Annotated in this window: 8 protein-coding genes; 4 read left to right on the top strand and 4 right to left on the bottom strand. The window is 69.8% G+C overall.

Going from position 1 to position 11,863, the window contains the following annotated elements; all coding sequences use genetic code 11:
- Positions 1-7: 7 nt before the first annotated feature.
- The gene (gene sucC, locus AB0G20_RS12580) at positions 8-1,138 is read right to left on the bottom strand and encodes an ADP-forming succinate--CoA ligase subunit beta (RefSeq protein ID WP_361300021.1); all 1,131 of its coding nucleotides are present in this window, start codon (positions 1,136-1,138) and stop codon (positions 8-10) included.
- Positions 1,139-1,314: 176 nt separating this feature from the next.
- Between sucC and AB0G20_RS12575 the strand changes: the two genes are divergently transcribed.
- From AB0G20_RS12575 to AB0G20_RS12560, 4 genes are all read left to right on the top strand, one after another.
- Entirely contained in the window at positions 1,315-3,012 is a 1,698-nt protein-coding gene (locus AB0G20_RS12575) for a thiamine pyrophosphate-binding protein (RefSeq protein WP_361300018.1), read from the top strand.
- Positions 3,013-3,023: 11 nt separating this feature from the next.
- Entirely contained in the window at positions 3,024-4,265 is a 1,242-nt protein-coding gene (gene frc, locus AB0G20_RS12570; RefSeq protein WP_361300015.1) for a formyl-CoA transferase, read from the top strand.
- A gap of 4 nt (positions 4,266-4,269) precedes the next feature.
- A complete protein-coding gene (locus AB0G20_RS12565; RefSeq protein ID WP_361300012.1) occupies positions 4,270-6,414 on the top strand; it encodes an acetate--CoA ligase family protein in 2,145 nt (714 codons plus the stop codon).
- A 122-nt stretch (positions 6,415-6,536) separates the two neighbouring features.
- Positions 6,537-7,925, top strand: a complete 1,389-nt coding sequence (locus AB0G20_RS12560; RefSeq protein ID WP_361300009.1) for an OFA family MFS transporter — start codon at positions 6,537-6,539, stop codon at positions 7,923-7,925.
- Positions 7,926-8,140: 215 nt separating this feature from the next.
- On the opposite strand, the gene AB0G20_RS12555 is transcribed toward AB0G20_RS12560, so the two are convergent.
- The 3 genes from AB0G20_RS12555 to eboE form a co-directional block, all read right to left on the bottom strand.
- Positions 8,141-9,193 carry a sugar phosphate isomerase/epimerase gene (locus tag AB0G20_RS12555; protein WP_361300006.1) on the bottom strand — a complete coding sequence of 351 codons (1,053 nt, stop codon included), beginning with the start codon at positions 9,191-9,193 and terminating at the stop codon, positions 8,141-8,143.
- Positions 9,194-9,275: 82 nt separating this feature from the next.
- On the bottom strand, positions 9,276-10,694 hold the full coding sequence (locus tag AB0G20_RS12550) for a nucleotide pyrophosphatase/phosphodiesterase family protein (protein WP_361300003.1): 1,419 nt from the start codon (positions 10,692-10,694) through the stop codon (positions 9,276-9,278).
- A complete protein-coding gene (gene eboE, locus AB0G20_RS12545) occupies positions 10,691-11,860 on the bottom strand; it encodes a metabolite traffic protein EboE (RefSeq protein WP_361300000.1) in 1,170 nt (389 codons plus the stop codon). The genes AB0G20_RS12550 and eboE overlap by 4 nt, the downstream gene beginning before the upstream one ends.
- Between the last annotated feature and the right edge of the window lie 3 nt (positions 11,861-11,863).

The following is an 11,863-nucleotide window of genomic DNA, read 5'->3' as shown; positions in this document are numbered from 1 at the left end:
CCTCTCCTCAGGCCGTGGTGGCGAGTTCGGCGGCACGGGCGGCGGCGCCGTCCATGGTGGTGACCTGCTGGACCAGCGGATGCGCGTGCTCGTCGAGGATGGCTCGGCCCCGGGCCGCGTTGTTGCCGTCCAGGCGCACGACGAGCGGCTTGGTCAACCGGACGGCCTCCAGGGCCTGCACGATGCCGTCGGCGACCGCGTCGCAGGCGGTGATGCCGCCGAAGACGTTGACGAAGACGGATGTCACGGCCGGGTCGGAGAGGATGACCGACAGTCCGTCCGCCATCACCTGGGCGCTCGCACCGCCGCCGATGTCGAGGAAGTTGGCCGGTCGCGCGCCGCATCCCGCGACCACGTCGAGCGTCGACATGACGAGGCCGGCGCCGTTGCCGATGATGCCGACCTCGCCGTCGAGCTTGACGTAGTTGAGGCCCTTGGCGGCAGCCGCCGCCTCCAGCGGGTCGTCGTGTTCCGTGTCGTCCGCGCCCCACCGCGCCTGCCGGAAGCGGGCGTTGTCGTCGAGGGTGACCTTGCCGTCGAGGGCGAGGATCCGCCCCTGCCCGGTGCGGACGAGCGGATTCACCTCGACGAGGAGGGCGTCCTCGCGGACCAGGACCTCCCACAGCCGTACGAGGACGTCGACGGTCTGCGGCGGCAGCCCGGCCGCCTCGGCGATCTCGCCGGCCTTCGCCGAGGTGACGCCTTCGGCGGGATCGATCGGGATGCGGGCCACGGCCTCGGGACGGGTGGCGGCGACTTCCTCGATCTCCATGCCGCCTTCGGCCGAGGCGATCGCGAGGAAGCGGCCCGCCGCGCGGTCGAGCACGTAGGACACGTAGAACTCCGTGTCGATGTCCACGGGCTGGGCCAGCATCACCTTGCCGACCCGGTGGCCCTTGATGTCCATGCCCAGGATCTGACGGGCGGTGAGCTCGGCCGCGGCCGGGTCGGCGGCGAGCTTCACCCCGCCTGCCTTGCCGCGGCCACCGGTCTTCACCTGGGCCTTCACCACGACACGGCCACCGAGCCGGCGTGCGATTTCACGGGCCTCCTTGGGTGAGTCCGTCACCTCGGCCCGCGGCACCAAGATGCCGTGTTCTTCGAAGAGTTCCCTTGCCTGGTGTTCGTACAGGTCCATTTCGGCTCCTGACTGCCGTGTCTTCTGGGGAGCGACCCCCAGTCCCCCGAAAGTGCCGCACGCCCCCTGGACACCACCCACCGGATGCGGGATAACAAGCTTCATACAGTATTCGTCGACTGTATGCAATGTACTGCGAGCCGCTCCAACCCCCTACGAAGGGACAGGACTTCGCCATGCCCGACGACACCCAGGACTTGATCTCCGGTGGTCATCTCGTAGCCAAGGCGCTGAAGGCCGAGGGGGTCGACCGCATCTACACGTTGTGCGGCGGCCACATCATCGACATCTACGACGGCTGCGTCGACGAGGGCATCGAGGTCGTCGACGTACGCCACGAGCAGGTCGCCGCCCACGCCGCCGACGGTTACGCGCGCATCACCGGCAAACCCGGCTGCGCGGTGGTCACCGCGGGACCGGGGACGACCGACGCCGTCACCGGTGTCGCCAACGCCTTCCGCGCGGAGTCCCCGATGCTGCTGATCGGCGGTCAGGGAGCCCTCACCCAGCACAAGATGGGGTCCCTCCAGGACCTTCCGCACGTCGACATGATGAACCCCATCACCAAATTCGCGGCGACCGTGCCCGACACGGGCCGCGCCGCGGACATGGTGTCGATGGCGTTCCGCGAGTGCTTCCACGGCGCCCCCGGCCCCTCCTTCCTGGAGATCCCGCGCGACGTGCTGGACGCCAAGGTGCCTGCGGACAAGGCACGTGTGCCGCAGGAAGGCGCCTACCGCGCCTCGACCCGCTCGGCCGGAGACCCGGAGGCCATCGAGAAGCTCGCCGACCTGCTGGTGCACGCCGAGAAGCCGGCGATCCTGCTCGGCAGTCAGGTGTGGACGACCCGGGGCACGGAATCGGCCATCGAGCTGGTGCGCACGCTGAACATCCCGGCGTACATGAACGGCGCCGGCCGCGGCACCCTCCCGCCCGGCGACCCACACCACTTCCAGCTCTCCCGGCGGTACGCCTTCTCCAACGCCGACGTCATCGTCATCGTCGGGACGCCCTTCGACTTCCGCATGGGCTACGGCAAGCGGCTGTCTCCGGACGCGACCGTCGTGCAGATCGACCTCGACTACCGCACCGTCGGCAAGAACCGCGACATCGACCTCGGCATCGTGGGCGACGCCGGCCTGGTGCTGAAGTCGGTGACGGAGGCGGCCTCCGGGCACGCTTCTAATGGATACAGCAACGGCGGTGCGTCCAGGCGCAAGGAGTGGCTGGACGAGCTGCGGGCGGCCGAGCAGACCGCTCTGGAGAAGCGGCTGCCCAACCTGAGGTCCGACGCCTCACCCATCCACCCCTACCGCCTGGTCAGCGAGATCAACGACTTCCTCACCGAGGACTCCGTCTACATCGGCGACGGCGGCGACATCGTCACCTTCTCCGGGCAGGTCGTACAGCCCAAGTCACCCGGGCACTGGATGGACCCGGGCCCGCTCGGCACGCTCGGCGTCGGCGTCCCCTTCGTGCTCGCGGCCAAGCAGGCGCGGCCCGACAAGGAGGTCGTCGCGCTCTTCGGCGACGGCGCGTTCTCCCTCACCGGCTGGGACTTCGAGACGCTCGTCCGCTACGACCTCCCCTTCGTCGGCATCGTCGGCAACAACTCCTCCATGAACCAGATCCGCTACGGCCAGGCCGCCAAGTACGGCAAGGACCGGGACCGGGTCGGCAACACCCTCGGCGACGTCCACTACGACAAGTTCGCCCAGATGCTGGGCGGTTACGGCGAGGAGGTCCGCGACCCCGCCGACATCGGCCCGGCCCTCAGGCGAGCCCGCGAGTCCGGCAAGCCGTCGCTGATCAACGTCTGGGTCGACCCCGACGCATACGCCCCCGGAACCATGAACCAGACCATGTACAAGTGAGGTGCCCCCCGATGACAGCTACCTCCACCAAGGCCCTCGAAGGCATCCGCGTCCTGGACATGACCCACGTCCAGTCCGGGCCGTCGGCGACCCAGTTGCTCGCCTGGCTCGGCGCGGACGTCGTCAAGCTGGAGGCGCCGACCGGCGACATCACGCGCAAGCAGCTGCGTGACCTGCCGGACGTCGACTCCCTTTACTTCACGATGCTCAACTGCAACAAGCGGAGCATCACCCTCAACACCAAGACCGAGCGCGGCAAGGAGATCCTCACCGAGCTGATCCGGCGCTCCGACGTCATGGTCGAGAACTTCGGCCCGGGCGCGGTGGACCGGATGGGCTTCACCTGGGACCGCATCCAGGAGATCAATCCACGGATCGTCTATGCCTCCATCAAGGGGTTCGGCGAGGGCCCGTACACCAACTTCAAGGCGTACGAGGTCGTCGCGCAGGCCATGGGCGGGTCGATGTCGACCACCGGCTTCGAGGACGGGCCGCCGCTGGCGACGGGGGCCCAGATCGGGGACTCGGGGACGGGTGTGCACGCCGTGGCGGGCATCCTCGCCGCGCTCTACCAACGGGAGCGCACCGGGCGCGGGCAGCGGGTCAACGTGGCCATGCAGCACGCCGTACTCAACCTGTGCCGGGTGAAGCTGCGGGATCAGCAGCGTCTGGCACACGGGCCGCTCGCTGAATATCCCAACGACGACTTCGGCGACGAGGTTCCCAGGTCCGGGAACGCGTCCGGCGGCGGCCAGCCCGGATGGGCGGTCAAGTGCGCGCCGGGCGGCCCGAACGACTACGTGTACGTCATCGTGCAGCCCGTCGGCTGGCAGCCCATCAGCGAGCTCATCGGCCGGCCCGAGCTGGCCGCCGACCCCGAGTGGGCGACGCCCGAGGCGCGGCTGCCCAAGCTCGGCAAGATGTTCCAGCTGATCGAGGAGTGGTCCTCGACGCTGCCCAAGTGGGAGGTGCTGGAGCGGCTCAACGCGCACAACATCCCGTGCGGGCCGATCCTGTCCACCCGGGAGATCATCGAGGACCGTTCGCTCGTCGCCAACGAGATGGTCGTCACCGTCCCGCACCCCGAGCGCGGCGACTTCGTGACCGTCGGCAGCCCCCTCAAGCTGTCCGACTCCCCCGTCGAGGTGACCAGTTCACCCCTGCTCGGCCAGCACAACGAAGAGGTCTACGTCGGCGAACTCGGCCTCGGCGACGAGGAAGTGCGCCTGCTCAAGTCGAACGGAGTGATCTGACGTGATGGCGGAAGACCGGGTCCTGCGGGTGCGGTCCCTCCTGGAGTCCGTGCGGGCCGAGGGACGGACCGCGCTGACCGCGCCCGAGGGCAAGGTGATCGCCGACGCGTACGGGATCGCCGTACCGGGCGAGGAACTGGCGACGGACGTCGACGAGGCCGTGGCGTTCGCGGCGCGTTTCGGCGGGCCCGTCGTGATGAAGATCGTCTCGCCCGACATCCTGCACAAGACCGACGCCGGCGGAGTGATCGTCGGGGTCGAGGGCGCGACCGACGTGCGGGCCGCGTTCCACACCATCATCGACAACGCGCGTGCGTACGACGCCGATGCCCGCATCTCGGGCGTGCAGGTGCAGGAGCTGCTGCCCAAGGGGCAGGAGGTCATCGTCGGCGCGGTCACGGACCCGACGTTCGGGAAGGTGGTCGCCTTCGGTCTCGGCGGGGTGCTGGTCGAGGTCCTGAAGGACGTCACCTTCCGGCTCGCGCCGGTGGACGCCGACGAGGCGCTGTCGATGCTGGACTCGATCCGCTCGGCGGAGATCCTGCGCGGGGTGCGCGGCCAGGCGGGCGTGGACCGGTGGGCCGTCGCCGAGCAGATCCGCCGGGTGTCCCAACTCGTCGCGGACTTCCCCGAGATCGCCGAGGTGGACCTCAACCCGGTGATCGCGACGGCGGAGGGGGCCGTCGCGGCCGACATCCGGGTGATCCTCGCCGAGTCGCAACCGGCGCCGCGCCGGAAGTACTCGCGCGACGAGATCCTCACCTCGATGCGCCGGCTGATGCAGCCGAGCTCGGTCGCCGTGATCGGCGCCTCCAACGAGCAGGGCAAGATCGGCAATTCGGTGATGCGCAACCTCGTCGACGGAGGGTTCGCCGGGGAGATCCATCCGGTGAATCCCAAGGCCGATGACATTCTGGGCCGCAAGGCGTACAAGAGTGTCACGGACGTTCCCGGTGAGGTGGATGTGGCGGTCTTCGCGATCCCCGCAAAGTTCGTGGCCTCGGCCCTGGAGGAGGTGGGACGCAAGAAGATCCCCAACGCCGTGCTGATCCCCTCCGGGTTCGCGGAGACCGGCGAGCACGAACTCCAGGCGGAGATCGTGGCGATCGCCGAACGCCACGGCGTACGGCTGCTGGGGCCGAACATCTACGGCTACTACTCGACCTGGCAGGACCTGTGTGCCACGTTCTGCACGCCGTACGACGTCAAGGGCGGGGTGGCGCTGACCTCGCAGTCGGGCGGCATCGGGATGGCCATCCTGGGCTTCGCGCGCACCACCAAGACGGGTGTGTCGGCGATCGTCGGACTCGGCAACAAGTCGGACCTGGACGAGGACGACCTGCTGACCTGGTTCGGTGAGGACCCGCACACCGACTGCATCGCGATGCACCTGGAGGACCTCAAGGACGGCCGCGCCTTCGTGGAGGCGGCGCGGGCGACCGTGCCGAAGAAGCCGGTGGTCGTGCTGAAGGCCGGGCGGACGGCGGCGGGTGCCAAGGCGGCCGGTTCGCACACCGGTGCCCTGGCCGGTGACGACGCCGTGTACGACGACATCCTGCGGCAGGCCGGGGTGATCCGGGCGCCGGGACTGAACGACATGCTGGAGTACGCGCGCGCGTTGCCGGTGCTGCCCGCACCCAAGGGCGACAACGTCGTGATCATCACGGGCGCCGGCGGCAGTGGTGTGCTGCTCTCCGACGCGGTGACGGACAACGGCCTGTCGCTGATGGAGATCCCGCCGGACCTGGACGAGGCGTTCCGGAAGTTCATCCCGCCCTTCGGGGCCGCGGGCAACCCGGTGGACATCACAGGGGGCGAGCCGCCGTCGACGTACGAGGCGACGATCCGGCTGGGTCTGGAGGACGAGCGCATCCACGCGCTGGTCCTCGGCTACTGGCACACCATCGTCACTCCTCCCATGGTCTTCGCGGAGCTCACCGCGCGTGTGGTGGCCGAGTTCCGGGAGCGCGGGATCGAGAAGCCCGTGGTGGCGTCGCTCGCGGGGGACGTGGAGGTCGAGGAGGCCTGCCAGTACCTCTTCGAGCGCGGGGTCGTGGCGTACCCGTACACGACCGAGAAGCCGGTGGCCGTGCTCGGCGCGAAGTACCGCTGGGCACGGGAGGCGGGACGGCTGGGGGGCGGGACATGAGGTGAGTGAGCGGGGGGTCGGCCGACGGTGCGCGTCGGCCGGCCCCGGGACCCGCACGCGCACGAAAGGCATGGGACAGGGGGCGCTGGCCAGATCTTTCGACGCAAGGGGTGCGACACGACATGACAACGACCGATCTGCCCACCACGGTTCCCTACCGGGAGGTCACCGACGCGAACGGTCGCGTCTACCGCCTCGGTGAGACCGACATCGACATCATGGGGCGCAAGCGCAAATGGATGGTGATCCTGCCCTGGATCGGCATGATGGGCATCTCCTCCGCCGAGTACGCGTTCGCGTCCGCCGAGGACACCCTGCACACGGCACACAGCTGGAACAGCATGCACATCTTCTGGATGATGACCGTCTGGGTCTTCTTCCAGGCCGCGGTGGCCTTCCCCGCGGGCAAGCTGCGTGAGAGCGGGAAACTGCCGGCCCGCTGGGCCATGATGCTCGGCGCCACCGGCACGCTGCTGGGCTACCTGTCCCTCGCCTTCGCGCCGCACGTGGTCTTCGCCTACATCGGCTTCAGCATGTTCAGCGGCATGGGCGCGGGCATGGTGTACGCCACTTGCGTCAACATGGTCGGCAAGTGGTACCCGGAGCGCAAGGGCGGCAAGACCGGCTTCGTCAACGGCGGTTTCGCCTACGGATCGGTGCCCTTCGTCTTCCTCTTCAACGGCTACATGGACCTGACGAACTTCCGCTGGGTGCTGGTCTCGGTGGGTGTGTTCCTGGCCGGAATGGTCGCCTGCTCCGGCTACTTCTTCAAAGACCCGCCGAAGAACTGGTGGCCCTCCACGATCGACCCGCTGAACCCGCCGGACGACCCGCGCGCGGCCCGCTCGCTGCGGATGAACCCGCCGGCGGTGCGCCAGTACTCCCCCAAGGAGGCGTGGAAGACCGGCCGGGTGGCCGTGATGTGGTTCTGCCTGGCCTGTACGTCCGGCGTGAACATCTTCGGTATCGCCTTCCAGGTGGAGATCGGCGAGGAGGCCGGATTCGCGGGCGGGATCGTCGCCACGGCCATGTCGCTGAAGGCCATCGTCAACGGCACCGGCCGCGGTGTCATCGGCTGGCTCTCCGACCTGTACGGCCGCAAGCGGTGCCTGCTCGTCGTGTGCGTGATCCTCGGCCTGTCCCAGTACGGCATCCTCTGGTCGGCGAACGCCGAGAACCTTCCGCTGTTCCTGGTCTTCTCCTCGATCTCCGGCTTCGGCGGCGGCGCCATCTTCCCGATGTTCGCGGCACTCACCGCCGACTACTTCGGTGAGAACAACAACGCGTCCAACTACGGCATGGTCTATAGCGCCAAGCTCGTCTCCGGCCTGGGCGCCGGCATGGGTGCCGTGGTCGTCGGTGCCTGGGGGCACTCCGGTGCCTTCATCCTGGCCGGCTCCATCTCCCTCTTCGCCGGCTGCGTGGCGGTGTTCCTGACCCCGCCGGGACGTGACAGGAAGACGGGCCGCATCTCCCCCAACCCGCAACCGCTCGGCGAGGACACGACCTGACATGACGTCGGATCCGACCGCGGCACGCGGACCGTTAGCACCGTCCGCCGTGCACCGTCCCCATCGTCGAACGACCGACCGCCACCCCCGCGTCCACCGCCTCGGCGGGACGGGCTGGGACGTCCCGGGCCGGACGCGGCCCGTGGGCTGACCGTCCCCACGTGAGGAGGCCCTTCCCCCAACTGGGGAAGGGCCTCCTCACGTTTCCGGGATCGTCAGCACTTCTCCCGCAAGGAGTGCAGGTGCGCGCTGGAGCGGCGCGCGAACGTGAAGGACTCGGCGGGGTTGTCGTGCTCGGCCTGCCAGTGGTGGGCCATGCGGTGGCCGCGCAGCCGGGTCACCGCGGAGATGAACCGCTGGTAGTCGATGTCGCCGTCGCCGACGTCGGTCATGCGGTAGCCGTACGGGTTCGACGGGTCGCTCTCGCCGTCCTTCACGTGGAAGAGCGGGTACCGGTCGGGCTGCCGCAGGACGTAGTTCAGCGGCTCGAACGGCGCGGGCGTGCCGTCGGGCCGCTTGGAGAAGCGGAACTGGCCGACGTACGCCCAGTAGATGTCCATCTCCAGGTACACGAGGTCGGGGTCGGTCTCCTTGAGCAGGATGTCGTAGAGGCGGACCTTGGGGTTGTCGGTGGCGAAGGAGAACTCCTCGGAGTGGTTGTGCTGGTAGAACTTCATGCCCCGGGCCTTCGCCGCCGCTCCGTATGTGTTGAAGTCCTCGGCGGCGCGTTTCCAGGCGTCGACGGTCGAGCCGTAGCGGAACGGGCCGGCGGCCGTGCCGATGTGCTTGAGGCCGAGGGCCTGGGCGTCGTCGAGGACCTTGGTGAGGTTCTGGGCGAAGGTGTAGGCGTTCGGGTCGTCGGAGTAGTAGCCGACGTGGCTGCCGATCGGGTTGAGGCCGTGGTTGCGGGCCAGCCGCTTGAGCTGGGCGAGCGTGATGGGGCCGGCCGAGCCCTGGGTGTATCCGGCGAACTCGACCTCGTCGTAGCCGTACCTCTCCAGCTCGGCGAAGACGGGGCCGAAGCCGAGGGTGGAGACCTTGTCGCGCAGGCTGTAGAGCTGGATGCCGAGGCGGCCGGGCGGCAGGACGGGGCGGCCGCGGCCCTTGGCGCCGGACGCGGTGGCGGCCGCGGCGTTGCCGGTGGCGGCGGTGGCGGGGGCCGCGGCGCCGAGCAGGGCGGCTGCGGTGGCACCGGCGGCCACGCCCAGCATGCCTCGTCTGCTGAGGCGGTGGGTGAGTTCGGGGTCGGGCTGGGAGAAGCGGCTCATGCGTGGAACTCCTCGTGATCGCGGGGCGTTGTCAGTGGTGAGTGCTTCACTTGTGACCAGTCGGGTACTGAGGGTCATGACCTCAGGTGAGACCGGCGAGTCGGAGCAGCAGTGACTTCACATCGGTGGCCGCGACGCGGTCGCCGACAGCGCGGGGGGTGGAGCAGATGAGGAGCGGACCGTCGTCGTCGCTCGCCGGAAGGCGGCCGTGGCTGCCGCGAATAGGCGAGGGGTCCAGGGGCACGACCGCCATGCGGTAGCGCATGCCGAGTTTCTTGCGCGCCAGTGCGGTGGCCGCCTTGACCTTGACGTACGGGTCGAGGGGATCCATGAAGAGTTCGACCGGGTCGTAGCCGGGTTTGCGGTGGATCTCGACGAGTTGCGCGAAGTCGGGCGCGCGGTCGTCGTCGAGCCAGTAGTAGTACGTGAACCAGGCGTCCGGTTCCGCCACGGCGACGAGTTCGCCCGCGCGCGGATGGTCGAGATGGTGGGTCTTCTTGCCCTCGTCGTCCAGGAGTTGGGCGATGCCGGGCAGGCCGTCGAGGGCGGCCCGGGTGGCATCGAGGTCCTCGGGGCGGCGCACATAGACGTGGGCGATCTGGTGGTCGGCCACCGCGAAGGCACGGGACGCCATCGGGTCGAGGTACTCCATGCCGTCCTGTGTGTGCACCTCCAGCAGGCCGGCCCGGCGCAGGGCGCGGTTGATGTCGACATGCCGGTTCACCCGGGTGATGCCGTACTCGGACAGGGCGACGACGGTACGGCCCTCGGCGCGGGCGTCGTCCAGCAGCGGGGCGAGGGCGGTGTCCAGGTCGGCGGCCGCCTTGAGGGAGCGCGGGTCGTCGGGGCCGAAGCGCTGCAGGTCGTAGTCGAGATGGGGGAGGTAGCAGAGCGTCAGGTCGGGGTGCCGGGTGCGGATGATGTGGCGGGTCGCGTCGATGATCCACCGGCTGGAGACGAGGTCGGCTCCGGGGCCCCAGAAGTGGAACAGGGGGAACGTGCCGAGTCTGTCGGTGAGTTCGTCGTGCAGGGCGGCCGGCCGGGTGTAGCAGTCGGGTTCCTTGCGGCCGTCGGCGTAGTAGACCGGGCGGGGGGTGACGGTGATGTCGGTGTCGGCGCCCATGGCGTACCACCAGCAGATGTTCGCGACGGTGTAGCCGGGGTGGGCGCGGCGGGCGGCGTCCCAGAGCTTGTCACCGGCCACGAGCCCGTTGTGCTGGCGCCACAGGAGGACGTCGCCGAGTTCACGGAAGTACCAGCCGTTGCCGACGATGCCGTGCTCCGAGGGCATGGTGCCGGTGAGGAACGTGGACTGGGCGGCGCAGGTGACGGCGGGCAGCACGGTGCCCAGCGGTGCGCGGGAGCCGGACTGGCCGAGCGCCTTGAGGTGGGGCATGTGGTCGAGGAGACGGGGGGTGAGGCCGACGACGTCGAGGACGAGGAGCGGGGTGGGGCGGTCCGTGGCGGCCGGGTCGGGGTGCTCGGGGGTGCCGGTGCTCATGGCAGCTCCTTCAGGCCGAGGTCCGTCAGCAGGTCGCGGGCGAGGGTGAGTTCGGCGGCGATGCCCTCGGCGAGCTGGGTGCGGCCCTTGGGGCGCAGGTCGGGCGGGAGGGCCTGCCAGGTGTAGGTCTCGACCTCCAGGTGGCGGGTGAGCGGGGCCGGGCCGCCGACGAGCCGGGTCAGTGCGGATTGCAGGACCGGGAGGGTGGAGGTGAGGGGTGCGGCGGGGGCCGCGTGCAGGGGGACGTGGAAGTGGGCGCGCCAGGGTGAGGCGTCCGGCAGGGCGTGTCCGGCGAGGGCCTCGTCGAGGTCGTCGGTGGCGCGCAGGCCGGCGGCGGTCGCCGTACGGGTCTGGTGCAGGAAGCGGGGTTCGGCGAAGGCGGCGAGGGCTTCGCGTACCTCGGGGAGATGGGGGTGCTCGGCATGCAGGGCGGCGGAGAGCTGCGATTTGACGACGGGGACGCGGGCCGCGGCGAGCGCGTCCAGGGCGGTGTGCGGATCTTCGAAGGAGGTGGCGAGATGGCAGGTGTCGACGCAGATGCCGATGCGGTCGTGGCCGATCGCGGTGAGCGGGGCGATGGCGTCGCGGGTGGTCTCGACGACGCAGCCGGGTTCAGGTTCCAGTCCGATGCGGATGGAGCGGCCGGTCAGTTCCTCGAGGGCGTCGAGGCGTTCGGCGAGGGCGCGCAGCGCGGTGCGTGCGGTCTCCGCGCGTTCGTCGTCGTAGGCGGTGCGCCAGGCGAGGGGCAGGGTGGAGATGGTCCCGCCGGTGACGTCGTCGGGGAGGAGCCCGGCGAGGACGCGGGCCAGGGCGGTGGTGTGGTCGAGACGCTCCGGGTCGGCCCAGTCCGGCTTGTATACGCGGTACTTGACCTCCTCGGCGCCGAAGCCCTCATAGGGGAAGCCGTTGAGGGTGACGACCTCGAGGCCGCGCCGGTCGAGCTCGGTGCGCAGCTTGCGCAGCGCGGAGGGGTCGGTGACGAGGGCGTGGGCGGCGTCCTTGGCCAGCCACAGCCCGATGCCGAGGCGGTCGCGGCCCAGGCGGCGTCGGACGGGTTCGCAGTGGTCGCGGAGCTGGGCGAGGACGCCGTCGAGGGTTTCGGCGGGGTGGACGTTGGTGCAGTAGGCGAGGTGGACGGTGGAGCCGTCGGGGTGGCGGAAGCGCATGGT

Source organism: Streptomyces sp. NPDC024017, from assembly GCF_040638895.1.
Taxonomy (GTDB): domain Bacteria; phylum Actinomycetota; class Actinomycetes; order Streptomycetales; family Streptomycetaceae; genus Streptomyces.
Note: the sequence above shows the minus strand (reverse complement) of the source record. Positions and strands in the feature narration are given on the sequence as shown.

Excerpts from the sequence above, each read along its gene's own strand:
- AB0G20_RS12565 (WP_361300012.1), top strand. The coding sequence starts at position 4,270 with ATGGCGGAAGACCGGGTCCTGCGGGTGCGGTCCCTCCTGGAGTCCGTG.
- AB0G20_RS12555 (WP_361300006.1), bottom strand. The coding sequence starts at position 9,193 with ATGAGCCGCTTCTCCCAGCCCGACCCCGAACTCACCCACCGCCTCAGC.
- AB0G20_RS12575 (WP_361300018.1), top strand. The coding sequence starts at position 1,315 with ATGCCCGACGACACCCAGGACTTGATCTCCGGTGGTCATCTCGTAGCC.
- eboE (WP_361300000.1), bottom strand. The coding sequence starts at position 11,860 with ATGCGCTTCCGCCACCCCGACGGCTCCACCGTCCACCTCGCCTACTGC.
- AB0G20_RS12550 (WP_361300003.1), bottom strand. The coding sequence starts at position 10,694 with ATGAGCACCGGCACCCCCGAGCACCCCGACCCGGCCGCCACGGACCGC.
- frc (WP_361300015.1), top strand. The coding sequence starts at position 3,024 with ATGACAGCTACCTCCACCAAGGCCCTCGAAGGCATCCGCGTCCTGGAC.
- sucC (WP_361300021.1), bottom strand. The coding sequence starts at position 1,138 with ATGGACCTGTACGAACACCAGGCAAGGGAACTCTTCGAAGAACACGGC.
- AB0G20_RS12560 (WP_361300009.1), top strand. The coding sequence starts at position 6,537 with ATGACAACGACCGATCTGCCCACCACGGTTCCCTACCGGGAGGTCACC.